Annotated in this window: 28 protein-coding genes and 1 other annotated feature; of the genes, 4 read left to right on the plus strand and 24 right to left on the minus strand. The window is 38.2% G+C overall.

All coding sequences use genetic code 11. From position 1 onward, the window contains the following. Nucleotides 1–18 precede the first annotated feature (18 nt). From ACFX4E_RS10895 to ACFX4E_RS10955, 13 genes are all read right to left on the minus strand, one after another. Entirely contained in the window at nucleotides 19–1,248 is a 1,230-nt protein-coding gene (locus ACFX4E_RS10895) for an MFS transporter (protein ID WP_377238098.1), read from the minus strand. Between the two features lie 67 nt (nucleotides 1,249–1,315). Continuing rightward, nucleotides 1,316–1,560: a binding site (T-box leader), on the minus strand. Between the two features lie 42 nt (nucleotides 1,561–1,602). Further along, nucleotides 1,603–2,217, minus strand: a complete 615-nt coding sequence (locus ACFX4E_RS10900) for an AmiS/UreI family transporter (RefSeq protein ID WP_025751370.1) — start codon at nucleotides 2,215–2,217, stop codon at nucleotides 1,603–1,605. A gap of 148 nt (nucleotides 2,218–2,365) precedes the next feature. After that, nucleotides 2,366–3,547, minus strand: a complete 1,182-nt coding sequence (locus ACFX4E_RS10905) for a NupC/NupG family nucleoside CNT transporter (RefSeq protein ID WP_013083603.1) — start codon at nucleotides 3,545–3,547, stop codon at nucleotides 2,366–2,368. A gap of 19 nt (nucleotides 3,548–3,566) precedes the next feature. Further along, nucleotides 3,567–3,965 carry a cytidine deaminase gene (locus ACFX4E_RS10910; RefSeq protein ID WP_013057475.1) on the minus strand — a complete coding sequence of 133 codons (399 nt, stop codon included), beginning with the start codon at nucleotides 3,963–3,965 and terminating at the stop codon, nucleotides 3,567–3,569. 59 nt (nucleotides 3,966–4,024) lie between these two features. Beyond that, the gene (deoC, locus tag ACFX4E_RS10915; RefSeq protein ID WP_013057476.1) at nucleotides 4,025–4,699 is read right to left on the minus strand and encodes a deoxyribose-phosphate aldolase; all 675 of its coding nucleotides are present in this window, start codon (nucleotides 4,697–4,699) and stop codon (nucleotides 4,025–4,027) included. A gap of 21 nt (nucleotides 4,700–4,720) precedes the next feature. Then, nucleotides 4,721–6,022, minus strand: a complete 1,302-nt coding sequence (locus ACFX4E_RS10920) for a pyrimidine-nucleoside phosphorylase (protein WP_016764541.1) — start codon at nucleotides 6,020–6,022, stop codon at nucleotides 4,721–4,723. 182 nt (nucleotides 6,023–6,204) lie between these two features. Next, entirely contained in the window at nucleotides 6,205–6,528 is a 324-nt protein-coding gene (locus ACFX4E_RS10925) for a hypothetical protein (RefSeq protein WP_334036353.1), read from the minus strand. A gap of 5 nt (nucleotides 6,529–6,533) precedes the next feature. Then, entirely contained in the window at nucleotides 6,534–7,478 is a 945-nt protein-coding gene (locus ACFX4E_RS10930; protein ID WP_026106623.1) for a DNA-binding transcriptional repressor DeoR, read from the minus strand. A 138-nt stretch (nucleotides 7,479–7,616) separates the two neighbouring features. Further along, entirely contained in the window at nucleotides 7,617–8,591 is a 975-nt protein-coding gene (locus ACFX4E_RS10935) for an HNH endonuclease (RefSeq protein WP_252123374.1), read from the minus strand. 38 nt (nucleotides 8,592–8,629) lie between these two features. Further along, a complete protein-coding gene (locus ACFX4E_RS10940) occupies nucleotides 8,630–8,956 on the minus strand; it encodes a nucleoside triphosphate pyrophosphohydrolase (RefSeq protein ID WP_098248247.1) in 327 nt (108 codons plus the stop codon). Nucleotides 8,957–8,990: 34 nt separating this feature from the next. Beyond that, nucleotides 8,991–9,731, minus strand: coding sequence for a GH25 family lysozyme (locus tag ACFX4E_RS10945; protein WP_377238193.1), 741 nt, complete (start codon nucleotides 9,729–9,731; stop codon nucleotides 8,991–8,993). Between the two features lie 129 nt (nucleotides 9,732–9,860). Further along, nucleotides 9,861–10,172 (minus strand): hypothetical protein, encoded by a 312-nt coding sequence (locus ACFX4E_RS10950; protein WP_098248245.1) that lies wholly within the window; start codon nucleotides 10,170–10,172, stop codon nucleotides 9,861–9,863. Nucleotides 10,173–10,478: 306 nt separating this feature from the next. After that, complete coding sequence (locus ACFX4E_RS10955) at nucleotides 10,479–10,667, minus strand: hypothetical protein (RefSeq protein ID WP_225049418.1); 189 nt, start codon at nucleotides 10,665–10,667, stop codon at nucleotides 10,479–10,481. Nucleotides 10,668–11,276: 609 nt separating this feature from the next. On the opposite strand from ACFX4E_RS10955, the gene plsY reads away from it, so the two are divergent. Beyond that, complete coding sequence (gene plsY / locus ACFX4E_RS10960; protein ID WP_016764546.1) at nucleotides 11,277–11,864, plus strand: glycerol-3-phosphate 1-O-acyltransferase PlsY; 588 nt, start codon at nucleotides 11,277–11,279, stop codon at nucleotides 11,862–11,864. A 172-nt stretch (nucleotides 11,865–12,036) separates the two neighbouring features. Here the strand turns inward: plsY and ACFX4E_RS10965 are convergent, their stop codons facing one another. Then, nucleotides 12,037–12,714, minus strand: coding sequence for a DUF1129 family protein (locus ACFX4E_RS10965; protein ID WP_377238099.1), 678 nt, complete (start codon nucleotides 12,712–12,714; stop codon nucleotides 12,037–12,039). Next, nucleotides 12,704–13,042, minus strand: a complete 339-nt coding sequence (locus ACFX4E_RS10970) for a PadR family transcriptional regulator (protein WP_028408974.1) — start codon at nucleotides 13,040–13,042, stop codon at nucleotides 12,704–12,706. The genes ACFX4E_RS10965 and ACFX4E_RS10970 overlap by 11 nt, the downstream gene beginning before the upstream one ends. 252 nt (nucleotides 13,043–13,294) lie before the next feature. On the opposite strand from ACFX4E_RS10970, the gene htpX reads away from it, so the two are divergent. Next, complete coding sequence (htpX, locus tag ACFX4E_RS10975) at nucleotides 13,295–14,167, plus strand: protease HtpX (RefSeq protein ID WP_377238100.1); 873 nt, start codon at nucleotides 13,295–13,297, stop codon at nucleotides 14,165–14,167. 40 nt (nucleotides 14,168–14,207) lie between these two features. On the opposite strand, the gene ACFX4E_RS10980 is transcribed toward htpX, so the two are convergent. Continuing rightward, nucleotides 14,208–15,194 carry an MBL fold metallo-hydrolase gene (locus tag ACFX4E_RS10980; protein WP_377238101.1) on the minus strand — a complete coding sequence of 329 codons (987 nt, stop codon included), beginning with the start codon at nucleotides 15,192–15,194 and terminating at the stop codon, nucleotides 14,208–14,210. Between the two features lie 277 nt (nucleotides 15,195–15,471). On the opposite strand from ACFX4E_RS10980, the gene ACFX4E_RS10985 reads away from it, so the two are divergent. Further along, on the plus strand, nucleotides 15,472–15,795 hold the full coding sequence (locus ACFX4E_RS10985; protein ID WP_377238102.1) for a YnfA family protein: 324 nt from the start codon (nucleotides 15,472–15,474) through the stop codon (nucleotides 15,793–15,795). 122 nt (nucleotides 15,796–15,917) lie between these two features. Here ACFX4E_RS10985 and ACFX4E_RS10990 read toward each other — a convergent pair whose 3' ends face one another. The 3 genes from ACFX4E_RS10990 to ACFX4E_RS11000 form a co-directional block, all read right to left on the minus strand. Next, nucleotides 15,918–17,201, minus strand: a complete 1,284-nt coding sequence (locus ACFX4E_RS10990) for an ABC transporter substrate-binding protein (protein WP_377238103.1) — start codon at nucleotides 17,199–17,201, stop codon at nucleotides 15,918–15,920. A gap of 70 nt (nucleotides 17,202–17,271) precedes the next feature. Further along, the gene (locus ACFX4E_RS10995) at nucleotides 17,272–18,099 is read right to left on the minus strand and encodes a carbohydrate ABC transporter permease (RefSeq protein WP_013057493.1); all 828 of its coding nucleotides are present in this window, start codon (nucleotides 18,097–18,099) and stop codon (nucleotides 17,272–17,274) included. After that, nucleotides 18,099–19,061 carry a carbohydrate ABC transporter permease gene (locus ACFX4E_RS11000; protein ID WP_028408977.1) on the minus strand — a complete coding sequence of 321 codons (963 nt, stop codon included), beginning with the start codon at nucleotides 19,059–19,061 and terminating at the stop codon, nucleotides 18,099–18,101. Before ACFX4E_RS11000 ends, ACFX4E_RS10995 begins: the two co-directional genes overlap by 1 nt. A gap of 224 nt (nucleotides 19,062–19,285) precedes the next feature. On the opposite strand from ACFX4E_RS11000, the gene ACFX4E_RS11005 reads away from it, so the two are divergent. Then, entirely contained in the window at nucleotides 19,286–20,125 is an 840-nt protein-coding gene (locus tag ACFX4E_RS11005; protein WP_377238104.1) for an SDR family oxidoreductase, read from the plus strand. Between the two features lie 70 nt (nucleotides 20,126–20,195). On the opposite strand, the gene ACFX4E_RS11010 is transcribed toward ACFX4E_RS11005, so the two are convergent. The 5 genes from ACFX4E_RS11010 to ACFX4E_RS11030 form a co-directional block, all read right to left on the minus strand. Further along, on the minus strand, nucleotides 20,196–21,527 hold the full coding sequence (locus ACFX4E_RS11010; protein WP_098332891.1) for a TIGR00366 family protein: 1,332 nt from the start codon (nucleotides 21,525–21,527) through the stop codon (nucleotides 20,196–20,198). Between the two features lie 127 nt (nucleotides 21,528–21,654). Then, nucleotides 21,655–22,140: a GNAT family N-acetyltransferase gene (locus tag ACFX4E_RS11015; protein WP_342839818.1), complete on the minus strand. Its 486-nt coding sequence runs from the start codon at nucleotides 22,138–22,140 to the stop codon at nucleotides 21,655–21,657. 102 nt (nucleotides 22,141–22,242) lie between these two features. After that, nucleotides 22,243–22,476, minus strand: coding sequence for a hypothetical protein (locus tag ACFX4E_RS11020; protein ID WP_377238106.1), 234 nt, complete (start codon nucleotides 22,474–22,476; stop codon nucleotides 22,243–22,245). A 100-nt stretch (nucleotides 22,477–22,576) separates the two neighbouring features. Continuing rightward, complete coding sequence (locus ACFX4E_RS11025) at nucleotides 22,577–22,762, minus strand: DUF4083 family protein (RefSeq protein WP_050690497.1); 186 nt, start codon at nucleotides 22,760–22,762, stop codon at nucleotides 22,577–22,579. A 91-nt stretch (nucleotides 22,763–22,853) separates the two neighbouring features. Beyond that, on the minus strand, nucleotides 22,854–23,960 hold the full coding sequence (locus ACFX4E_RS11030) for a CapA family protein (protein ID WP_377238107.1): 1,107 nt from the start codon (nucleotides 23,958–23,960) through the stop codon (nucleotides 22,854–22,856). Between the last annotated feature and the right edge of the window lie 212 nt (nucleotides 23,961–24,172).

The following is a 24,172-nucleotide window of genomic DNA, read 5'->3' on the forward strand; positions in this document are numbered from 1 at the left end:
TTCACTAGTACCCATGCGTTAGATTCCTTGCTTTTTGACTACACTTATTTTATAAACCGCCGGCTTTAACGTGCACAAAAACAATACAATTGTACTTAAAAGCATGATCAGGCTTCCACCAATTACAGCTCCTTGAATCGAAAAGATGTGCGCAGCCATGCCGCATAAAAAAGTCATGATAATAATCAGGAGTGACTCAAGCAGTCCATAGATACTTCCTACTCGACCCATCATGTCAACGGGAATGCTGTTTTGATAAAAGGTTTGAAAACCAGCACTTGCAAAAGCTAACGCAAAGGATAAGCTAAAAAATCCTGTTCCCGTGGTTTGAAAAGAAGACGAACAAGCATACAGCAAATAGCCAAGCGACACTCCTACACTGCCGGCGCCTATGAGAAAATTCGTTGACAGCTTCTTAGCAAACAGTGTATTCACAACTGCGCCAATCATAATGCCTGCACCTGCTATGCTCACTAAAAACCCGTACTCGCTTTCGGACAAATGAATGACTTTTGTTGCAAATGAAACTTCAAGAGAATCAATTGCCGTGGCCATGACCATCAAGAAACTGAATAATACATAAATGGTTATAATGTATCTGTTGGCTCTACTGAAACGAAACACCGCTTTCCAGTCTTCTCTAATGGTGTTTACAGACAGCTTATTTTCTTTAACTTCTGTTTTTGTATCCAGGTTTGGCATAAACAAAGTAACTCCCCCTGACAATAGCAGCGCTGCAGCATTGGCATAGATAGCAAACGCAGGCGTTCCAATCATAAATAGCGCACCTGCTGCGGCTGGTCCAATAAGAAAACCGCCTGAGTCAATCAAACTGCGCAGCGAATTAAATCTTTGTCGTTTTTCACGTGGAATAAGCTTTGTGATATAAACCATCGATACCGGCCGAAACATTGAACTTGCCATACTGATGATAAATACCAGCACATAAATGATCAGTATGGATGAGAAAAACGGAAGGCAAGCAATAATTCCAGCGCGCGTCCAATCTAAAACCATCATAAGCTTCCGTTTGTTCATGCGGTCAATTAAGCTTCCAGACCATATATTTGTACATAGCGCAGCAAGCGGCTTTATCATGTATAGCCCTGAAACCGCAAGCGGCGAATTCGTCATATCAAGCATCATTACATTTAAAGCAATTAAATAAATCCAGTCGCCGATATTGCTAGTGCCAATTCCAAACAGCAATAAACACGGGTATTTCCAAGACAACAGCTTACTTTTCATAAAAGAAAGGCCTCCGCTTCACTATTGATTTCGGTCAATAAAAAAATCCCACCCCCAAGACATGTGTCTTAGGGGCGAGATTATGAATCGCGGTGCCACCCTAGTTTGTTCATATGTCGCCATATAAACCTTATCGAGTACGGCTTTCGCTTATACTCTAGCTTTGTAACGGAAGCAGCCGTCGCACTATCACGTTAGATCCAATGCGCTGCTCAGAGGCTTGTTTCAACAGCGTTTTTCTTGCTCCTTTTCAGCTTCCGGAGCTCTCTGCTAAGAATACGCGCTGGCTACTTTTCTCTTCACGGCATTTAATTTCTAACATCTTACCATTATTATCTATTTTTTGTAAATACTTTATTTCAAAATCATTTTTTGCGGCTGAGAAAAGAATAGTCGATACCCTAGATATACGAAATAAATGATGGACGCCACCAGCACGATTCCCCACATATTGTACATATCCTTATTTCCCCATACGCCTGTTAGTGAAAACAGCGCTGGAATCGTTAACGTCACCCACGACTGGACAATCGCCACTTTCCCCACATATGCAGATACATCTTTTTTGCTCGTATTAAGCACATAAAATAAAAACCATAAAAACGACCAAAGAATCCATGTAATGGCGTTCACTACGTCATGATAATGAACAAGAGAAACGGTCACGTACACTAAAGCGATAATCGATACCCAAAGAGAGTAATAGCCAAGTCCTGTTCCCTGCATTCCTTTTAATACCGTCACCCCTACATACAAATACGTAAGGCCAAATAAAAAAATCGCCGTTCTTTCATACAAAATCCAGTTGCTTTGATCTGACGTAATAATTAAATAAAACGGAACAATAACTTGAAAAGCTCCAACAAATAAGTTAAATACGCCTACGTTTTTTTCATCTGCTTTTCCAAGCAGCATCAGTCCGTTTAAAAATAAAGCTGCACCTGACAGCAAAAGTCCAATTTGATCCATTTTTCAGTAAGAAAAGCCCCCAGCTTTTCTTGTCCTCCTCTGCGTCTATGTTTTTCTTTAGGATGTACGGAGTTGTGGTTTACATGTAAAAAAGAAAAAGCAATTCCTTTTAAAAAGGAAACTGCTTTTCTTTCTGTTTCTATTACACTTATAAAATAAAGCTGACAACAATTGCTGACAGTACGCTTACAAGCGTAGCTCCGTACAGTAAACGAAGACCAAAGCGCGCTACTGTATTTCCTTGCTTTTCGCTTAAGCCTTTAACAGCTCCTGACACGATTCCAATTGATGAGAAGTTAGCAAATGATACTAAGAATACAGATACAATTCCAAGCGTTTTAGCACTGAATGTTGAAGCCATATCCGATAGGCTCATCATTGCCACAAATTCATTTGTTACAAGTTTTGTTGCCATAATTCCACCCGCTGCCACAACTTCTGAAGCAGGAACACCCATGATGAATGCAAACGGTGCAAACACATAGCCAAGAAGATGCTGGAACGATAGACCAAATAACATTTCAAACACGTTATCAATCGCAGCCATCAGCGCAACGAAACCAATTAGCATCGCACCTACGATAATCGCTACTTTAAATCCATCCATAATGTATTCGCCAAGCATTTCGAAGAACGTTTGCTTATGACCTGTTTGTACCTCTAAAATATCTTCTTGATCCGTTACTGTGTAAGGGTTAATGATAGAAGAAATAATAAATCCGCCAAATAAGTTAATAACGATTGCTGTTACTACGTATTTTGGTTCAATCATTGTCATATAAGCACCGACAATTGACATTGAAACAGTCGACATAGCTGATGCACAAAGCGTATATAAACGATTTGGCGGCAGTTTGTCTAGTTGCTTTTTAACAGTAATGAATACTTCTGACTGACCTACAATCGCGGAAGCTACTGCGTTATAAGACTCTAATTTTCCCATTCCGTTAATCTTGCTGAGAACTAAGCCAATCCATTTCATAATGAACGGAAGGATTTTAAAGTGCTGTAAAATCCCAATCAAGACAGAGATAAAAACGATCGGAAGCAGCACGTTTAAGAAAAACGGCATTGATCCTTTATTCGCAATGCCTCCAAATACGAACTCTACTCCTTGGTTTGCGTATGAAAGCAGCTTTCCAAAAACGCTGGCAATCGCATTGATAATAATCAAACCAAACTTTGTGTTAAGAAGTAAAGCTGATAAAAGAACTTGAATCACAACCATAATAACGATTGGTTTATATTTGATTTCTTTACGGTTATTACTTGCAAGATACGCTAATCCAAAGACAACGAGTAACCCTAAGATGCCAATTAAATATTTCATAGTATCCTCCACTGCTTACTTATTTTTGTAAGTCTTTTGATGAAAAATAGCCCGGTAAGATTTCGTTGATGTTGGTAATCACAAAATCTCCTTTTAGGTTTGCTAAGATAATTTGTGTGTGATCATCACAGAACTCAGCTAATACTTGTCTGCATGCGCCGCAAGGAGAAATTGGTCCGTCCGTATCTCCTACAACTGCAATAGCTGAAAACTGTTTGTCCCCTTCTGAAACAGCTTTAAAGATTGCCGTTCGCTCAGCACAGTTCGTCAATCCATAGGAAGCGTTTTCAATATTGCATCCACGATAAATCTTCCCATCGGTTGTTAAAAGAGCTGCACCAACATGGAAGTGAGAATATGGTACATGTGCTTGTTTGCTTGCTGCGATTGCTTCATCTATTAATTGTTTTGGCTCCACCGTCATCATCCTTTGCTTAGTTTACAGCAGGTTAGTTAGTACTAACCTGCTGTCATTTATTAATAATCAGAGTTGCTTAATTGACCTTTTGCAATTGATACGCCAGAGCTTGCACCAATACGTGTTGCACCAGCTTCAATCATTGCTTTTGCATCTTCTAAGCCTCGAACGCCTCCAGAAGCTTTTACACCTACATCTGGTCCAACCGTTTTTCTCATAAGCGCTACGTCTTCTACCGTTGCGCCTCCTGTAGAAAAGCCCGTTGACGTTTTAACAAAATCAGCTCCAGCTTTTACAGCTAGCTCAGAAACTTTTGCTTTTTCTTCGTCTGTTAAAAGAGCTGTTTCAATAATTACTTTTACTAGCGCTTTGCCTTTTGCAGCATCTACTACTGCTTGAATGTCGCTTTGCACTAAGTCATAGTTTTTATCTTTTAACGCGCCGATGTTGATTACCATATCTACTTCATCTGCACCGTTTTCGATTGCATTTGTTGTTTCGAATGCTTTTACTGCTGAAGTAGTAGCTCCAAGAGGGAAGCCGATTACCGTACATACTTTCACTTCTGGAGCATCTTTTAATAACTCAGCTGCTTTTTTTACCCACGTTGGATTTACACAAACTGAAGCGAATGAATATTCTTTTGCTTCTTGTGCTAAAACCGTAATTTGCTCTTCTGTTGCATCTGCTTTTAATAATGTATGATCAATAATACCCGTAATGTTTTGACTCATTTTGTTCTTCCTCTCTGTCTCTTAATGAATTTCTTTATAAATTAACGTTGGAGCTTCCACTTTTTCAGCGACCGTGCTGTAAGAATCATAAACGATATCCATTACTTCCTGTACATCTTCACTGTTGCTGTGAATTGTAACAAGAGAGTCGCCTTTTTTCACTTGGTCGCCAACTTTTTTATTTAGCATAATACCAACCGCTAGGTCGATTTCAGATTCTTTTGTTGCACGTCCTGCACCTAGCTTCATTGCTGCTACGCCGATTTTTTCTGCAACGATTTCTGAAATGTAGCCATCTTCTTTTGCTGGCACTTCAATTTTGTGCGCTGCATCAGGTAATTTAGACGGATCGTCTGCAACAGAAGCGTCTCCGCCTTGTGCGCTTAAGAACGTTTTGAATGATTCTAATGCTTTTCCGTTTTTAATTACTTCTTGAAGCATTGCACGCGCTTCATCTAAGCTGCTTGCTTTTTCAGCAAGTACAACCATGTGACTTCCTAATGTTAAGCAAAGCTCTGTTAAATCTTCAGGACCTTCGCCTTTTAACGTGTCAATCGCTTCTTTCACTTCAAGCGCATTACCCACCGCAAATCCTAGAGGCTGGCTCATATCTGAGATGATTGCTTTTGTGTTTCGGCCTACGCCTTTTCCGATTTCAACCATTGCTTTTGCTAATTCTTCAGCGTCTTCAAGCTTTTTCATAAATGCGCCGTTCCCCGTTTTTACATCGAGGCAAATGGCATCTGCTCCAGCTGCAATTTTCTTACTCATAATTGAGCTTGCAATTAACGGAATCGAATCAACCGTTGCTGTTACATCACGAAGTGCATAAAGTTTTTTATCCGCCGGCGTTAAGTCTCCGCTTTGACCGATAACGGCAATTTTATTTGTATTTACTAAACGAATGAATTCTTCATTTGTAATTTCAACGTGGAAGCCAGGCACTGCTTCAAGTTTATCAATCGTACCGCCAGTGTGTCCTAAGCCGCGGCCAGACATTTTGGCAACTGGTACATCAACCGCAGCTACTAAAGGTCCTAATACAAGTGTTGTTGTATCACCTACGCCGCCTGTGCTGTGTTTGTCTACTTTAATACCTTCAATTTTTGATAAGTCGATTTGATCGCCTGATTCAACCATTGCTTGCGTTAAATTTACGCGTTCTTCCTGCGTCATTCCTTGAAAGTAAATCGCCATCGCAAATGCCGATAGCTGATAATCAGGTAAATCCCCTTTTGTATAACCTTCGATAATAAAATCGATTTCAGCTTTATTTAATTCATGTCCATTACGTTTTTTTTCAATTAAGTCAACCATTCTCATGACGTTTTCCCCCTAAAAGTATCTGCATATTGTGCATCCACTAAAACGTTTTCAACAACTTACACCCTTACTATATAATAGCTTTGAACAATTGTAAACAGATATATTTACATTTGTTCAAAAATATTTATAGCCGCTGTTTTAGTGAATAAAAAAAGACTTCCGCACTCGGAAGTCTTCCCTTATTTTTCAGCTTTTATCACAAATGACAACATGATTCGATACTTATTCTTTACCTTTTTATAAGGAATTAATACGTATGGCTGATCAGGCGGCGTAAAACGTTCAATTCCTTTTTGATTAGCATCAGGAGAAAAATACATTCTTCCCCCCCGTTTAATAATATAGCCTGTGGTTCCTTTAGCAATTACCCCGTCTTTTGAGACGTCTGTTTGAAAAGGATACCGGTTTCGCTGCGCCTGCAGAGATGACGCCGAATAAGATACAATATCTTCTACTATTTCGATTCGATGAAGCTTTTGCTCTTGAAAAAACAGCGTCTTCATCTCCCTTACTCTTGTTTATCTAACAAAAAGCGCGCCGTGAACTGATCAGTAACGAGTACATTTGCAAATTTCCCTTGCAGCGCTCCGTAAATGCTGTCAATTTTCTGGTCCCCGCCCGCTACTAAAATGGCGTATTCTTTCTTCTTTAGTTCTTCCAAATCAAGTCCAAGCGTCCGTTCATCCAGGCTTTCATTGCAAATTTGTCCATCTTTATCAAAAAAACGTGAACAAATGTCTCCTACTGCCCGCGAGGAAATCATCTCTACATCTTGTTCGGAAAAGTAGCCAAGCTGAAAAAGCAGCGAATCCGTTTTAATGGGTCCCGTAGTAAAGACGGCAATATTGGCTTGTTTGCCTAAATCTAAAATACGCTTAATATGACGATCCGTTTCCATTGCTTTTTTGACTACAACGTGATCGACAATTACAGGCAAAGGAAGATGCATAGGAGGCGTATTGTATGCCTTTCCAAATAAGTACATAATTTCAGAAGCATATGTGCTCGTTTCCGAATGGCTTACTCCGCCTTTTAACTGCACAACCTGCACGTCATTCACATACTTTTGTTTTAAATCGATGGCCACTTGATAAAGAGTTGTTCCCCACGTTACCCCAATAATATCTCCGTCTTTTACGATGTCATAGAGATAGTCAGCTGCTGCCACGCCTAGATGACTTTTAATAATGTGATTTTCATATTGAGGCACCGGTGTGACGATTGCTTTTTTTAAATTGAATTTTTGTTCAAGTTGAGAAGACAATTTTTCACTATTGATAGATGAATCCACAATTTTAATTTGAACAATGCCTTCTTCTTTTGCTGTCTGCAGCAACCGAGAAACCGTAGGCCTTGATACACCAAGCTTTTTTGCAATTTCACTTTGATTATAATCAAGAATATAATACATCCTTGCCGCTTCAATCACTTTATTAAATTTCTCTTGATCCATCTCCATCGACTTGTTCTCCCCTACCTCATGAATTTCTTATCCCAATTTTACCAAACTTATGTCTTTAGTTTACTTGTTTGGTGAACAAAATTTCAAGAGGGGATTTTGTAACTGAAATGAAAAGAGAAATACTCGGGGTTAAGGAGACCAGTTTTCTACGTATCCATTCATTCCAGCAAACTCATAAAGAGCTTCTAACTTACGCTCCGAATAATAGTTAAAATCATTGTGAACTGCTGTTAATTTAAAATTATCGTTACGAACAAACATCTTCTCGAGGTATACACTCTTAGCAAGTTTATTGCTCTTTTTTGTGTTGCAGCTTTGACAGCTTAACACCAAATTCCACATATTATCTGATTGGATATAACTCCATGGAATAAAATGATCTACATGAGTAGCGATGCGTTTATCAGAAAGAACTTTCCCACAATAAAAACATTCTTTTGTTTCGTATTTCCAAAGTATGTTATAGAATGCATGCAGCGATTCGCGTTTTGAAATATTCTCCACTTTTAACAAGACATCTTCTAACTTATTTTTGTCATTATGCTTTTCTAAAAATTTCGCCAAATGATAATTGGTTAAATGAGTAACAATTTGTCTATACTTTTGCAAAAAAATATACATACTGCTATTAAACTTTATGTATTCTGTTCTTTTATCAAACTCATAAATGGAACCTTCCATATCTCCGTATAACGCCCCTACTACATACCTTGCCCCCACTTTTTTAGTTCTTTCTACTAACTGCAATTGAAGATTACTTGGTAAACGATCAAATACTACTTTATTTGGGACACCATGCATTAACTGAAATTCCTTTAACTCTTTTTGAATTCCAGCTTGTCTATTGTGTGTATTTAATTGATTTAAATCATGATGAATAACCAAATTCCAATATATTTTAGCAAAGGAAAAATACACTTGATCAAACGTGAGTACTAACCGATTGTCAACGTTATATAGGTTTTCAATTAAAGCTTTCATTAATCCATATTTATACGTTGTGGTAAAGTGACCATTAGCGAAAAATTGATTAATGATCTTCCAAATTTCTTGTTCTGTTAAATAAGCTTTTTTTATTTCTCCTACTTTTAAATTAAAACTCACCTGCCATCGCTCGCTCCCTCCACTATTGCATCATCAAACTACGCTTCTCCTGTTTCCACCAAATAAACCCGATCATCAAACTTCCCGCGCTCCCTGGCCTTCTCCTCACGCACTTTCTCAAGTTGTTCTGGCGTGGCCCCGTGCACAGCTGCTAGCGCCTGCATAACTTCCAGTAAATCCGCGAGCTCTTCAATTGCCTCCTGATGCGTTGGGGCTTCTATGTATTCTTGAAGCTCTTCTTTTGCTTTTTTTATCAGCTCATGTTGATATTCCTCTCGCTGCAGCACGCGTGATTTGAAGGTTTTTCCGCTTTGTTCAATAATCGCAGGAATTTTATCTCGCACTAGCTTGTTATAAGTAGGCATTATTCTTCCCTCCATCTCTTAGCTTTCTAGTAAACTAGTATTTTTCAAATTCTGCTTGATTTCCGTTAAACACATTTAAATCAATAAACGTTTCTTTACCTTTATAGCCGCTTAACCGCCCTTTGTCCGTATACTGCCAAAACGTCCATTTCTTCTGTTCTTCAAGAGTAGGCTTTTTCACAACATCGGGAATCCAGATATCACACTCAGGATATTTGTTTTTAATATACAAGTCATACGCTTTAGGCGTCGTATAAAGAATGACGCGCTTGTCATAGTGAGATTCAAGACGTTTAATCATGCTAGAAAGCTCCTTGTATACATGTTTCTGAGACGGAAGGTTTTGTTTTTTATCTTCGTAAAATTCTACATCAATCACTGGAGGCAAATCGTTATTTTTAAGAGAGACCGCTTTGATAAAATTAGCCGCTTGTGTGGAACCTTTGCTATCGTAGCTAAAAAAGTGATAAGCTCCGATCCGCATGTTTTTCCGATTTGCTTGTTCCCAGTTTTGTTTAAATAAAGGATCTTGAAATGAACTTCCTTCCGTTGCTTTAATAAAAGCAAACTGAATATCTTGTTTACTCAGCACACTCCAATCAATCTCCCCTTGATAAGAAGATACGTCTACGCCTTTTACATCATAGCGGTTGGCACTTATCGCATTAGGAATTACCCATCCTTTACTCCATAGTAAAAATATAAAGCTTACAAGAGCGACTAATATGAGTCCTGCTGTAAAAAGTCTTTTGTTTTTTTGATTGGCTTTGTCTATTATGTTTACCCCCTTTTTTAGAAAATACTTCTAATATTCTAACATAAAAAGGATTTTCTAAAACAATAGAGCCTTCAAGTCTTTGCTAGAAAATATAAAAAACCACCTAAAAATCAGGCGGCTTTTCTTTTATGCTGCGTCTTCAGATGGCTCGTTATCTTTGGCTGCTTCTATCAGTAAGAAAATAGCCGTTAAGATATGCATAATCATGCCGACAATTGGAATCCACGCAATAGCAGAACAGACAATTCCCATGATATGCCCTGTCCGAACTTTGTTTGTTTTAATCGCAAATACTAAACCTACGATGTGCAATGCGAGCATTAGAATAAGCGGCGTGTAGGCTAGGCTTATAACCAAGGTGCCGCCTAAGAGGGGAATCCCCCAAAGAGCCTCTAATCCCCCGCTGACCCATTTCAATATACGACTTGTTTTTCCCAATGTATCCTCCCCCTTTGTCTTCAATGTATGCACAGAGGTTTTATTTCTGAACGTTAGCATATGAAAAAAATGGCAAGAATACGTGTACTAAAAATGAATCGATAGTCCCTTATAAAGATACGTTTTTATACGGGACTAGTGTAATAGTGGAAAATGAATGAGAGGAAAAGGCGTGGTTTTACATGTAATAACGAGGAGCTCTTCGTAAAGAGAACGAATGAGATATAAACAAAAAAGCCGAACTCAAAATGTAAGCTCGGCTTTTTCTTATATGATAAATAGAATTATTGTAAAATGTTTCTTGTATTAGTGTTCTCGACTCTTCTCAAATTTTTCAACAGCTTCAAAATCAAGCTCGGCTGATATCCAATCGCCTTTTTCCGGGAATTCTAGATTGCGCACGACTATTTTATTCGGCACCTTTTTTTCCAAAATTTTCGCCTGGCAGTTTTTGTACATAACTACTTCTCGTTCTTTGATATCTGTCCACAACAAGTGCAGAACCCCTTTCAACTTTAAGAAGTTAATATTTCGAAACACTGTTTTACATTCTATTATATTTTTTTTGATTTGTTAATTTATTTGTCTTATTTTTTATAAAAAAATATTAAAAGACATTGCTTCTAATACAATATACCCAAAATATCTTTTAATCCTTAAACATTTATGTTATATTTTAAAAATTGTATTACAAGTTTTTTATTTTTGCAGAAAAAATTAGAACGGCTGATGCGCAAAAAACTTCGCTGGTATTGTAGCAAGTTTTTTATTTTTGCCTTTCCGCCTACTCTCTTTTCTTTTTTACATATTTATAATGGACATATGGATTCGTCCTAATACGTAGGAAGGCTTGAAAATTCAAAAACATCTCAGCATAAAGTCATGAAGCTATTCCGCTAAAAATACAGTTGAATTTACAAATACTCTACCGAAACAGCCAGCACCCTCTATCCATATAAAAGCTGCCTTCCACTATTTAAGAAACCACAATTTATTCCCTGGGAAGCAATCCATACTGATAGAAGTGTTCAGAAACAAAATAAACTTTACTCTTGATATCTTGCTATAAAATGAATAATAACAACACAATTTGAGGTGCCAATAATGAACGTATTAACAAACGCTATAATTATCTTATTAGCTTATTTAATTGGGTCAATTCCTTTTGCTTTAGTGATTGGAAAGGGCTTTTACAAAACCGATGTTCGCAAGCACGGAAGCGGTAACTTAGGAGCCACTAATACCTTTCGCACTTTAGGAAAGAAAGCAGGTATTATAGTGTTGATCGGCGATATAGCAAAAGGCTCGCTAGCTGTCTGTTTACCGCTTATGATGAATAGTCACTTGCATATGCTTGTCCCTGGATTTATTGCTATTCTTGGACATAGCTATCCTGTTTTTGCAAGGTTTAAAGGAGGAAAATCTGTAGCCACTGCGGCTGGTGCATTCCTTGCATTTTCACCATTAGCTTTCATTCTAGGAATTCTTGCTTTTTTAATTTCTCTCAAAATTTCTAAATACGTATCCTTATCTTCACCTATTGGCGCATTGGTTGCCTTTTTAACATCAATTTATGTAGGTGATGTAGTTTTAATGGTATTTGCAGCCATTATTTTTGTTTTCATTACATGGAAGCATATTAAAAACTTCAAACGTATTAAATTAGGTACAGAACCTAAGGTTAATTTTTAAACGTACTAAAGTTAGTAATCTTTAAATGGTGTGACCAAAAAGGTGTTCATGAGTTGAACACCTTTTTAATTATTTTAGTACATCTTGTCCCAAGATAGACGTAAATTATGAAATTTCTTTAAAAATGCTCTTGGTTATAGACTAAACAATACATTTCGCTGCTTCCTATATCTCATTTTGTAATTTGATATTTACTATTTAACCACCTTAAAACGATGAGTGTTACGGCACCAGCAGCTAAATATAAGAAACCTCCAATTTCTATTACATACCCAAAAGGTGGAATAAGCTTTGGTAAAAAAACCATCCCGGCAAGAGAAATAAAAATTAAGACAAAGAGTAGAAAAAAGTCCTTAATCTTATTCGAAATTTTGTAAACAGATTTTTGTATCCATTTTAAAAGCAGAAAAACATCAAGAGAAATAATAGCTGCAACAATAACAAAAGTGACGATTGTTGTTCCGACATAAACAGTCTGGCTGCTATCCTTAACATAATGTACAACGATATTTCCTATCCCGCTTACTATAGCCATCAAGCTTGCCAGCTGTAACAATAAAAAGCTTATAAAAAAAGCAGTACTTTTTAAGGGTTCTTTAGGTAACTGTTTAATCATTTCATCACAGTACGTCTTAAGGTTCTCTCCAAACACCTCTTCAGCACGCTTCCCTTCCGCTTGTGCGTCAATAAGGTGATCTAAAAGCTCCATCAATAACTCTTCAGCCTGCTGTTCAGAAACTGACACACTCGTTCGAATGTAAACAAGCATATTATCATAGTACTCTTCATTTTCTTTGGTCAGCTCTTTTCGCTTCTTATTATTTAATTTAATTAATTCCTTAGCGTTCATCGTAAAAACTCCTATTCAACAATTTATTTACAGGGTTTTGAATGTTGATCCATTCCTCTTGGATTTCACATAATGCGCTCTCACCAGATGCCGTAAGATGATAGTACTTTCGTTTAGGACCCGAAGGCGATGCTTTCATTTCTCCCTTTATTAATCCCTCCTTTTGAAGACGTAGTAAAATTGGGTAAATCGAACCTTCACTCACATCATTTAATCCATATTGTTGAAGCTTCTGGGATAGCTCATAGCCATAAACCGTTTCTTTTTGAATGATTGATAAGATACACCCTTCTAAAATTCCTTTTAACAATTGACTTCTCAAAGACATATCGATTTCTTCCTTTTCACTATCTTGTTATACAAGATACATTTTTAAAGTAAAGCTACCTTGCAAGACAAGATAGCTTTATATCACTCATAATAACCTATTTATGGTAAATATTCAAACATTTATTTACTTTTTTTTATAAAATCACTTAACATAGTAATCTTTTTAGTAAATTTGAATAAATAAATGAAACCTTTCCTCTCCTCCAACCGTATACCTATCATGCACGTATTAGTTAAAGGAGGAAGACTTGTGCTAAAACGAATTTCACTGTTTATTTTCGTTAATATTTTAGTATTAATTACAATCACAACGATTACATCTTTATTAGGTGTTCAAAGCTATATGGGAAGCAGCGGTTACGGCGGCCTGCTGGCATTTAGCGTAATTGCCGGCTTCAGCGGCGCGATTATTTCTCTTATGATGTCACGCGTGATGGCAAAGTGGATGATGGGTGTTCAAGTTATTGATGAACGTTCCCCTCAAGGTGAATATGAACGATTTGTTTTAGAAGAAACGCATCGACTTGCATCTGTTGCAGGATTAAGAAAAATGCCTCAGGTCGGAATTTATCATTCAGCGGAAGTTAACGCTTTTGCAACAGGACCAAGCAAAAGACGCTCGCTTGTTGCCGTTTCAAGCGGAATGCTTGAACGAATGGACCGCGATGCGATCAGCGGCGTTATCGCTCACGAAATAGCGCATATTAAAAGCGGTGATATGGTCACAACTACGCTTCTGCAAGGAGTATTAAATACATTCGTTATTTTCTTCTCTCGTTTAGTAGCCAAAGCGGTGTCAAACTTTGTGCGAGAAGAGTTTGCGATGGTTGTTTATTTCCTTACATCGATTGTATTTGAGATTCTCTTTAGTATGTTAAGCAGCCCAATTATCTTCTGGCATTCAAGAAGACGTGAATTCAAAGCCGATGAGCTTGCAGCTAAACTCGGTGGTAAAGAAAAAATGATTTATGCGTTAGAATCGCTTCGTCATACTACTTCATTAGTAGATGACCGCCAAAAATCAATTGCCGCTTTTAAAATTAGCGGTAAAGAAAAATTCTCACGCTTATTCTCTACTCACCCGCCGCTTGAAAAACGCATTGAGCGCTTGCATTCACTATAAGCATAAAAACCAGCTTCTTTATAGAAGCTGTTTTTTTATGTTATGACTGAGGAGCAAGCACACGTGTAGTTTCCCACAGCAAGACGCCATCCTCATTTTTTGTTAATTCAACGTATCCTTCTTTCTCTAAATACGTAAGCTGGCCGTACACTTCTGAGAAAATAAAGTCCGGTGCTTTTTGATACATATCCGGGAAAAAAGCTGCGCTGACTTCAAGCGTTGTTTTCTTTCCTTCCCCCATCGCTTGTAACACGCGCAGCGCCCATTTATGCTGCTTTTGAATACGTTCGATAATTAAAGAATGAATGTCACTAAGCGGTTCACCATGTCCGCTGTAGATCAAATCAATGTCGTAGTTTAACGTTTTTTCAAGAGACGCCAAGTAGTCTAATAGCGGCTTTGGCTTAGGATTTTGAATGGTCGGCTCTAAATATGGATTTGACGGTACTTTTGGCAAAATATGATCTCCGCCAAACGCGACTTTTTCTTTTCGATTGTAAAACATCAGCTGACTCAAGGAATGTCCCGGCGTTTCAATCACTTCCCACTCACTCGCATACGGAAGTGTATCTCCTTCCTGTAAATACCCGGTTAGCTTCTGCCCTTTAGGTGAATACACTTGAATCGCAGCCGTGGCTTTACGAAGCCATTTTCCCATTACATCAGCACTAACTCCAAACTCCACAAGAAAATTACGGTATAACTCATTATGCTGCTGAACAAACTCTTCATCTTGATAAATCCAAGGCTCCACAAGCTTATGACCGTAAACCGGTATATCACTCGGCAGCCATTCTAAAAATCCAGTGTGATCCGGATGCTGATGAGTAAGAATCACTTGTTCAATATCTGTTACTTTATATCCTTCTTTACGAAGCGCCTCTTCAAAAACATTCCACGCTTCTTTGGTTTTCATCCCTGCATCAATTAACGTTAACTTGTCTGCTTTTAATAAAAACACATTCACTGGTCCAATTGGAAATGGCGTAGGCAGCTCAATGCGTATTACTTTATGATCTAAACTCATTTTACCAAACCCCTATATCTGCATTCTTTTATATAGTCCATTTACTGCTAACTTCTACCTTTTGTAAAAGTACCCTGAGCATCAATAATTGAATGACTCTTTGTACTCTCACAAACATTCTACATAAACTCATACTATTAATAGTTTAGCAGGTTTGAAGACAAATTGATAAAGGAATGCTTTCCAGTGTACTTATTTGAAGCAAACGAATGATTCATCAAACGAAGAAAGTAAGATAGAATAAAGAGATGAAATGATGATATAAGGAGTATAGTTTATGATTAAAGCAATTTTTCTTTTTATTTTAGCAGGTCTTGCTGAAATTGGCGGAGGCTATCTGATTTGGCAGTGGCTGCGCGAAGGAGCATCAAGCTGGTTAGGGCTTCTAGGCGGTATTGCTTTGGTGCTGTACGGCGTCATTGCTACGTGGCAGTCGTTCCCGGACTTTGGACGTGTATATGCAGCTTACGGCGGCATTTTTATTGTTTTAAGCTTGTTTTGGGCGTGGTGGGTTGATAAAAAAATGCCCGATACATACGATTGGATTGGCGGACTTGTGTGTCTGGTTGGCGTAGCGGTTATGCTTTGGCCAAGAAGTTAAGTGATAACGCAGAAAGCGGCAGAATACATGAATTCTGCCGTCTTTTATTTTTTTAGATAAATACAGCTATATTGCCAGTTTATGTACTCACAAAAAAGACAACCCAAAGGTTGTCTTTTTTATTACTTCAACTCAGCCCATCTTTTATCTAATGATTTTAACAGCTCATCTTCAGATGTTTGGCCGCCGATGTATTCTTGTACATCCGCTCCAAATTTTTGCGTTACGCCTTCAGGGAATTTTGTCCATTCCCAAGGAAGCGTTTTTTGATCCTTAGAATATTTAAGAAGTTCTTCGCCTAAAGGTCCAATGTCTTTCGCTTCAATTGATTTAAAAGCTGGAATGTACTTAAAGTCTTCTACTAACGCTTTTTGGCCTTCTTTAGATGTGACCATCCAGTTTAAGAAGTCTTTTGCTGCTTTTTTATCTGCCGCTGGTGCTTGTTTGTGAATAACCCAGTTGCTTGGAACGTCGATTGCAAGCTTGTCAGCTACAGCTGCATCATCGCTTAACGGCATAGGTAGAATACCTACATCCATGTTCGGCGTAATTTTATTAAGCATTGGCTGAATCCAGTTTCCTTGCTGAATCATCGCTGCTTCACCGTTTGCAAACTTGGTTACTTGCGTGTTGTAGTCCGTCGTTAACGGATTTTTGTTTCCGTATTTTACCGTTAAATCAAGCAGCTTCACATACTGTTTGAACTGCTCGTTTCCTGCCATTTTCGTACTGCCGTCATTTAATCCTTTAATAAATGCATCCGGATCTTTTTGACTAGCAAATGGAATATTTAAGCCGTGGTTTCCAAGCACCCACCACTCGCCGTAGCCGATAGAAAATGGCGTAATACCGGCAGCTTTTAGCTTTTTAGCCGCTGCTTCTAATTCTGAATATGTTTTTGGAAGTTCTTTAATGCCTGCTTTTTTGAACAGTTTTTTGTTATATGTAAATCCATAGCCTTCAAGACTGATTGGCTGTCCGTATACTTTACCGTCCATCGTCATTGGTGTAAGTGTGTTTTCATACGCATCATCAATCCAAGGCTGATCGGATAAATCTTCTAATTTATTTTTCCACGTTTTTGCCTCTTGATATCCCCCGTTTGTAAAAAGGTCAGGTGCATTCCCCGACGCAAACTGCGCTTTTAAAGCTGCTGCACCGTCAGCTCCTCCACCAACCGTTTGGATATTGAACTTCACGTTTGGATGTTCTTTTGTATATTGATCAGTTAGAGCTTTTAGCTGATCAGCGATTTCTACTTTTCCTTGAAATACATCTACTACTACTTGATCTCCGCCGCTTTTTTTATTACCCGATGCGCTTTCGTTTGAACACGCGGTTGAAAATAAAAGCGTAGCCGATAAAACACCTGCTGCTAAAGGCCATTTTTTCATTTTAAATGCCATTTTCCGTTCCTCCCTATTTGCTGCTGGTTTTGACGCCACAGCCTCAAAACCAGCCCTGTTGCCGATACTATTATTTAATTGAACCGCTTGTAATTCCTTTAACAATGTGTTTTTGCATTGCAAAGAAGAAGATTAATAGCGGGATAATACTGATTACAAGTGCTGCTAGTGCTAAATCCCACTGCTTTGTATACTGACCAAAGAAGAAGAATGTCGCAAGCGGAATCGTTCTTAGCTCAGGATCTTGAAGAACAAGAGACGGAAGTAAGAAGTCATTCCAAATCCATAGGCTGTTTAAGATAACTACGGTTACTGTAATTGGTTTTAATAACGGGAACACAATTCTCCAGAATACGCCTAGACGTGAGCATCCGTCGATGATTGCCGCTTCTTCTAGCTCAACTGGAATTCCTTTAATAAATCCGTGGTATAAGAAAATCGTCATACCTGAACCAAAGCCTAAATACATAATCACAATACCCCAGATGCTGTTTAACAGATTTAAGTTTCCTGCTACTTTTACAAGTGGAATCATGATGGATTGAAACGGAATAACCATTGCCGCTACGAATGCCATAAAGATAATGCTGCTAATTTTTTTCTTTGTTCGAACCAGCATGTAAGCTGCCATTGAACAGAAGATGACTAGAACTGCGTTACTAATGACTGTAATGATCAGCGAGTTGCTAAGCACTTTTAAGTAATTCATTTGGTTGAATGCATTAACAAAGTTTTGAAACTGAATCGTTGTCGGCAGCGCCGATGTGTTTGATAAAATTTCTGCAAATGACTTCAGTGAGTTTGAAAGCACGTAATAAAATGGAACCAAGAACACTAGTCCAAGCAGGACTGCTAAAATTTCAACAATAAAGGTTTTGCTCGTATATTTGTTTCCCATCACGATTCAACCTCCTTCTTCTTGGTGTATGTTACTTGAATAATTGTAATTGCTGCTACGACGATGAAGAAAATTAAGGCTTTTGCTTCACCTAGACCGTATCTGTTATTAACAAATGCTTCTGTATAAATGTTAAGCGCTAACATTTCTGTTGATTTAAATGGACCACCGTTTGTTAATGATAAGTTGACATCAAATACTTTGAATGACCATGAAATCGTTAAGAATAAACAAACCGTTACTGCTGGTGCTACCATTGGAATTGTAATGTGACGAAGAATTTGCCATCTGCTTGCTCCGTCAATTTTTGCTGCTTCAATCAGCTCTTGCGGTACGTTTTGCAGTGCTGCTGTGTAAATAAGCATGATATAACCCGCTCCTTGCCATACACTTACAATCACGATGCCCCAAAATGCTGTTTTTGCGTCTCCCAGCCAAGGAAGCTCAAAAAGCGAAATTCCCGTGATTTGTCCGATAGATGCAAATCCTTTTACAAAAATGAACTGCCATACAAATCCTAGTAAAAGTCCGCCAATTAAATTCGGCATAAAGAAAACCGTACGTAAAATGTTTCGTGTCTTCAACATTTGAGTAACAAGGATTGCTAACACGAACCCAACCACATTCGTTAAGATAATTGCAACGACCGTATATTTCGTTGTGATCCAAAAAGATTGCTGAAACTGCTTATCTTCAGTGAATAAGTACTTAAAGTTATCAAGTCCCACCCAGTTAATCGTACCGTTTACTCCGTTCCAGTCTGTAAATGAGTAATAAATCCCTGTAAAAAATGGTATAAGTACAATCACACAAAATGCTAATAGTGCGGGTCCTACAAATAGTGCAAATAAACCTACATTTTTCAAATTTTTACGTCTTTTCGTATTAATGGATGGTTCTCTTTTAAGTTCTTGCTCTAAAGGAACATATTCTGTCTCCTGTAATTTACTTTGGCTATTCATCTTACTAGCACCTCCCTATGTCTTATTTTAGCGAAATCAGTTATTTATGAAACCGCTTTAATTGACGAGTAGGGTGTAAAATATTGACCTTTGTGCAACATTTTCTCCCCTGTGCACATTTTACGCATTTTTTTAAAGTATGCATGAAAGAAAAGCTAGAAGTGGACGGCGTATCTTCTTATCTTATACACTAGAAAAAAGATGTAGTTGGGAGGAACATACGCATGACAGCCAAACGAGCGTTAATTACGGGTGCCAATTCTGGAATGGGGCTGGCCACAACGATTGAACTAGCTAAAAAAGGATTCGAAGTCATTATGGTATGCCGAAATGAAGAAAGAGGAAATACGGCTTTAGAAGAAGCGAAGCGTCAAAGCAGATCGGATTCCATATCTCTTATGACCTGCGACCTAGGTTCTCTTGACAGTATCCGGGCTTTCAGTGAAGACTTTACGTCTCGCTACAGTGTACTTGATGTGTTGATTAATAACGCGGGCGTGGTGACAATCAAGCGTGAAACAACACAAGACGGATTCGAAATGATGCTTGGTGTCAATCATTTGGGTCACTTTTTATTAACTAATTTACTTTTAGATCTGCTGAAAAAATCTCAGCAAGGACGCATTATAAACGTTGGGTCCGGTGCTCATAAATCTGGAAAAATAGACTTCAACAACCCTCACTTAACAACAGGATTCGGAATATGGCGAGGATACTCTCAGTCTAAATTAGCGAATAATTTATTTACGGTCCATTTAAGTAAAAAGCTAAAAGATACTTCTGTAACCGTAAATTGCCTACACCCCGGTGCAGTCTCTACCGCTATCGGCGTTAATCGTCAAACGGGTTTTGGAAAAAGCGTTCACGCCGTGCTTCGCCCTTTCTTTTTAACACCTCTTCAAGGTGCCGAAACAGCTATTTATTTAGCAGACAGCCCTGAAGTGACGTATATTAGCGGCGCTTACTTTTATAAAAAACGCGTTACGCCCCCTTCTTCAAGAGCAAAAAATGAACGACTCGCGGAAGAATTCTGGAACTGGAGTGCACGCGAAGTTGGCTTATAAAGTAGATAGATACGCTTGGGAAAGAAGAAAGTAATGAAAAAAGGTCAGCTTTTCAGCTGACCTTTTCGTATTAGAAAAACGTTAGTCCTATAGCAAAAATAAAGCCTGATACAATTAACGTCGTCACGCAGTAGCCCATTATATCGCGCGCTCCGAGTCCTGCGATAGCTAGTGCAGGCAGTGCCCAAAACGGCTGCGCCATATTCATCCATGCTTCTCCGTAAGCAATGGCCATCGCAGCGACTCCCGGATCTACGCCGAGCTGTTCAGCTGCCGGCATAATAAAAGGTCCTTGTACAACCCAGTGTCCTCCTCCAGACGGAACAAAAAAGTTCACAACGCCAGAACTTAAAAACGCAAGAAACGGAAATGTCGTTTCATTTGAAATCGAGATAAATGCGTTCGTTAGCTTCCCGCCTAAGCCTGATAGCTCCATCATGCCTTGAATGCCTGCGTAGAATGGAAACTGAATCACAATCCCAGCGGTGCCTTTCGCCGCATTAGAAACGGCATTCATATAGGATAAAGGCGTGCGGTGAAGCAAAATACCCGTTGTAAAAAATAATAAATTCACTGTGTTAATATCCATTTTAAAGCCGTTTGTAGCAAAATAATAAATTAAATATGAATACCCAAGCAGCGCAATCGTCAGACTTAAAAACCTGCTGTTCTCCATGCGTACAGCAAATGTTGGCTTAGAAGAAGTTGTCTCAACAACTGTAGCCGGAGCCATTTCATCTTCCGCCAACAGTCTTGGATCAATTTCTACCACTTCTTTTCCCGTCGGCATCATCAGTCTTGTCATAATAGGAAGGACAATTAATAACCCGAGGGTAATAAATAAGTTGTACCCTGTAAAAATCGTGTCTGACAGCGGAATAAGTCCAGCCGTTTTTTCCATTGGGTTTCCAGGTGTAGCAGCGACAAGAGGAATCGAACCCGACAAGCCTCCGTGCCATGTTAAAAACCCTATGTAAGCACAGGCAATTAAAAACCGGTAATCAGATCCCGGCACGCGTTTCGCTACTTCTTTCGCAAACAGCGCACCTACAATTAAGCCAAACCCCCAGTTAATCATACAGGCCATAGCTGCGCCGAGCGTGACAAGAATTACCCCTTGTGCCGGAGTTTTGGCTAACAGTGCTATTTTCACAAGCCACTTCTTTACAAGCGGCGAGCTGGCAAGCGCATGTCCCGTGACAAGCACTAAGCTCATTTGCATCGCAAATGCTAAAAGGTTCCAAAAGCCACTTCCCCAAAACTGAACCATTTCAATCGGTCCGTGAGGAGTAAAAACAATACCTGATACAAATAAAATCAGCGTCAGGATTAAAGCAAATACAAACGGATCAGGTAAAAAACGCTGCACAAGCGCCGTAAAGAAATTAGATAACGCTTTCATTTTACTCCTCCTTTACAGGAATACTCCTGTGAATAAATGTCGACAAGCATCTTTAATTATACATAATTTGTTGAAAATTATTAATATTTAGTTTAAATAAAAAACCCTTCTGTTTTTCAGAAGGGTTTTACACACTAAATGTTTGAATAAGAGTTGATTCTCCGTCAAGTTCAATTTTCTTTTCTTGAAAGGAAATATGTAAGCTTTTATAAATATGTTTCCAAAATGAAATAGCCCGCTTATTGCCTGCAAGCTCAATAATCATATATGTTCCTTTTCGATGAGAGAAAATGTCTTTTACCGTTTTGGAAGCGATGCCCTGCCCTCGGTATTTGTTTAAGATAAAAAAATCATTGATGCAGTAATCTGCTTCTTGCTGAAGTGCGGGCTGTTCAAGAAGTAAAAAAAAGCCCGTCAGCTTATCATCTACTTTAATAAAGTATGGCGAGAGGCCTTCTACTTTCCAAAACAGCGGCAGCTCTTCAAAGTGGAAAGCTCCATCTTCGCGAATATCTAAAGAAGGTGTATACGCAGATAAATCGTGGAGATAAAGAGAATACAAATTTTGCAAAACGCCCGCTTGGTTTTTAGGTACTTTTTCAATCGTAAGCATTCTTAGTTCATCCCCTTCTCTTCCTATCATAAGGGTTCTTTGTGAAAGTTTACAGTAAAAATGTTTGGGCAAAGTGAAGATGGATAGTCAAAAAACTTTTTTTCATTTTCTAGATGTATGAAACGCAATAAAAAAACGATCATCTCCGGTACTGTATGCTCCGTCAGATAATCGTTTTTTATGTTTTGTTTGCTGATGCTGAAGTTTTTCCTTCTTTGTTTTGGTTTTTCGCGTTTCCATGTCTGCAAATACAAACAGACTGCGGTTTAATTCTGGATTTCGCTTTCCTTCACGCGTCATTTTATCACGCATTTTTTTTGCTTTTGACTTTGCCATGTAACTTCCTCCCCATATAAATGATGTATACATATCTTACTGCTTTTTTACAAAATGTCAAGTACAGAAGCACTGATGTATTGACAGTGCTTCTGTATAGTTAAGACTCTTTATTTTTCAGCATATCATCTAATCTTTGCTCTATTCGCTGAAGCCTTTTTTCATTTGCTCCCTGCCTTTGAATCAATCTTTTTACACCTATAATGAATGCAATAATTATCCCCGCTCCGCCTATAAGAATCAGCAGCATAAGAATTTGAAAAATAATATCACCTGTATTAACCATAACTCCACCTTTAATCTATTTTTTTACATTATATCATTTTTTTGGTTGTTTTTGCTTTAGTTTATAAAAAAAGCTCTCAATGCTGAGAGCTTCATTTACTATCTTCATCATAAACTGTCCACTTTTCCTGTTTGATTTGATTGGAAACATCAATCAGTTTATTTTTCACTCGGTCCTTTTCCGGGCCTGTTAAAGGCGTAGGTCGGTAGTCGTTTCGCGCTGTTGTGGAAGAAATACGGAATGGAATGACGTTGATGTCTTTATTCGTCGTTAGCTTTCCATCTTTAATCGTAAACTTCTGCTGAAATACAAATGTATCTTTATCACTTGGATTTTTGTTTCCGCCAAACATAAAGTTTCCTAAGCTATAGACAATAAATTTATTTTTGTACTCTTCAATTCCTTGAACCACGTGAGGATGATGACCTAAAATTAAATCTGCTCCGTTATCAATTGTATACTTTGCCAGTGCTTGCTGCGCTGTATCAGGAACATAGTGTCGTTCAGATCCCCAGTGGAAATGCACAATGATAATTTTAGCTCCTTTTTCTTTTAAAGACTTAATTCCGTCTTTAATCTGGCTTCTTATTTCTTTGGTGTCATCCCAGCCCGGATATCCAAGCAACCCTACTTTGACTCCTTTTACCGTTGTGACGTATGTATCTTCATAGCCAAAATAGCCTATTCCGCTTTTCTTCAAGTTCTCTCTTGTATCATCATATCCTTGCTGTAAATAATCACGTGTATGATTATTAGCTAAGTTAACGGTTTCAATACTTCCTTGTTTTAAAATATTCACAAAAGAAGGATCACCTTTAAAACGAAATGTTTTACTTGCTTTTTCGGTTGCAGTTGTCAGCGTCGTTTCTAAATTAACCGTTGTTAAATCATCTTGTTCAAAAATCGACTTTACATTTTGCGTAAAATACGGCAGGCCATTTCTTGCCGCTACGTCATTAAAAGTAGAATCATAGCTGAAGCTTTCATCATTTCCTAAAGTAAAATCTCCCGCTGCGCTAATTTTAATGGCTGTATTAATGCCCTCTTTTTTCTCTTTTTTTGTCGCTTCTTCTTTAGATTTTACAGCTTCTTCTTTTTTCTGCGGTTCAGAAGATGTTTGTTCTCCTGCTCCTCCGCACGCTCCCAGTAAAAAACACAAACTTCCATAAATAACAGCTTTTTTTAAATACTTGTTCATGTAACGTTAAAACCCCTTTTTACGTTTTAATAACTGTGTTTGGACATGGTGTTTAATGTACATTTCGCCAAATACATACAATCTTCCTGTTATATCGGCAAAATAAGTGAAATTTTTATAAAAAAAGGAAATTCCTATCTTCTTTTTGGGTTAGAACAAGAGGTTTTTGTAATACAAGCGTTATGAAGAAAACTGATTATCTTTGATAAACG

This window comes from Priestia sp. YIM B13491 (assembly GCF_042787605.1).
Classification (GTDB): Bacteria; Bacillota; Bacilli; order Bacillales; family Bacillaceae_H; genus Priestia; species Priestia megaterium_E.

What these genes read in the sequence shown, in the direction of transcription:
- ACFX4E_RS10895 (WP_377238098.1), bottom strand. Translation starts at nt 1,248, where the DNA reads ATGAAAAGTAAGCTGTTGTCTTGGAAATACCCGTGTTTATTGCTGTTT.
- ACFX4E_RS10900 (WP_025751370.1), bottom strand. Translation starts at nt 2,217, where the DNA reads ATGGATCAAATTGGACTTTTGCTGTCAGGTGCAGCTTTATTTTTAAAC.
- ACFX4E_RS10905 (WP_013083603.1), bottom strand. Translation starts at nt 3,547, where the DNA reads ATGAAATATTTAATTGGCATCTTAGGGTTACTCGTTGTCTTTGGATTA.
- deoC (WP_013057476.1), bottom strand. Translation starts at nt 4,699, where the DNA reads ATGAGTCAAAACATTACGGGTATTATTGATCATACATTATTAAAAGCA.
- ACFX4E_RS10920 (WP_016764541.1), bottom strand. Translation starts at nt 6,022, where the DNA reads ATGAGAATGGTTGACTTAATTGAAAAAAAACGTAATGGACATGAATTA.
- ACFX4E_RS10925 (WP_334036353.1), bottom strand. Translation starts at nt 6,528, where the DNA reads ATGAAGACGCTGTTTTTTCAAGAGCAAAAGCTTCATCGAATCGAAATA.
- ACFX4E_RS10930 (WP_026106623.1), bottom strand. Translation starts at nt 7,478, where the DNA reads ATGGATCAAGAGAAATTTAATAAAGTGATTGAAGCGGCAAGGATGTAT.
- ACFX4E_RS10940 (WP_098248247.1), bottom strand. Translation starts at nt 8,956, where the DNA reads ATGCCTACTTATAACAAGCTAGTGCGAGATAAAATTCCTGCGATTATT.
- plsY (WP_016764546.1), top strand. Translation starts at nt 11,277, where the DNA reads ATGAACGTATTAACAAACGCTATAATTATCTTATTAGCTTATTTAATT.
- ACFX4E_RS10965 (WP_377238099.1), bottom strand. Translation starts at nt 12,714, where the DNA reads ATGAACGCTAAGGAATTAATTAAATTAAATAATAAGAAGCGAAAAGAG.
- ACFX4E_RS10970 (WP_028408974.1), bottom strand. Translation starts at nt 13,042, where the DNA reads ATGTCTTTGAGAAGTCAATTGTTAAAAGGAATTTTAGAAGGGTGTATC.
- ACFX4E_RS10980 (WP_377238101.1), bottom strand. Translation starts at nt 15,194, where the DNA reads ATGAGTTTAGATCATAAAGTAATACGCATTGAGCTGCCTACGCCATTT.
- ACFX4E_RS10985 (WP_377238102.1), top strand. Translation starts at nt 15,472, where the DNA reads ATGATTAAAGCAATTTTTCTTTTTATTTTAGCAGGTCTTGCTGAAATT.
- ACFX4E_RS10990 (WP_377238103.1), bottom strand. Translation starts at nt 17,201, where the DNA reads ATGGCATTTAAAATGAAAAAATGGCCTTTAGCAGCAGGTGTTTTATCG.
- ACFX4E_RS10995 (WP_013057493.1), bottom strand. Translation starts at nt 18,099, where the DNA reads ATGGGAAACAAATATACGAGCAAAACCTTTATTGTTGAAATTTTAGCA.
- ACFX4E_RS11000 (WP_028408977.1), bottom strand. Translation starts at nt 19,061, where the DNA reads ATGAATAGCCAAAGTAAATTACAGGAGACAGAATATGTTCCTTTAGAG.
- ACFX4E_RS11005 (WP_377238104.1), top strand. Translation starts at nt 19,286, where the DNA reads ATGACAGCCAAACGAGCGTTAATTACGGGTGCCAATTCTGGAATGGGG.
- ACFX4E_RS11010 (WP_098332891.1), bottom strand. Translation starts at nt 21,527, where the DNA reads ATGAAAGCGTTATCTAATTTCTTTACGGCGCTTGTGCAGCGTTTTTTA.
- ACFX4E_RS11015 (WP_342839818.1), bottom strand. Translation starts at nt 22,140, where the DNA reads ATGCTTACGATTGAAAAAGTACCTAAAAACCAAGCGGGCGTTTTGCAA.
- ACFX4E_RS11020 (WP_377238106.1), bottom strand. Translation starts at nt 22,476, where the DNA reads ATGGCAAAGTCAAAAGCAAAAAAAATGCGTGATAAAATGACGCGTGAA.
- ACFX4E_RS11025 (WP_050690497.1), bottom strand. Translation starts at nt 22,762, where the DNA reads ATGGTTAATACAGGTGATATTATTTTTCAAATTCTTATGCTGCTGATT.
- ACFX4E_RS11030 (WP_377238107.1), bottom strand. Translation starts at nt 23,960, where the DNA reads ATGAACAAGTATTTAAAAAAAGCTGTTATTTATGGAAGTTTGTGTTTT.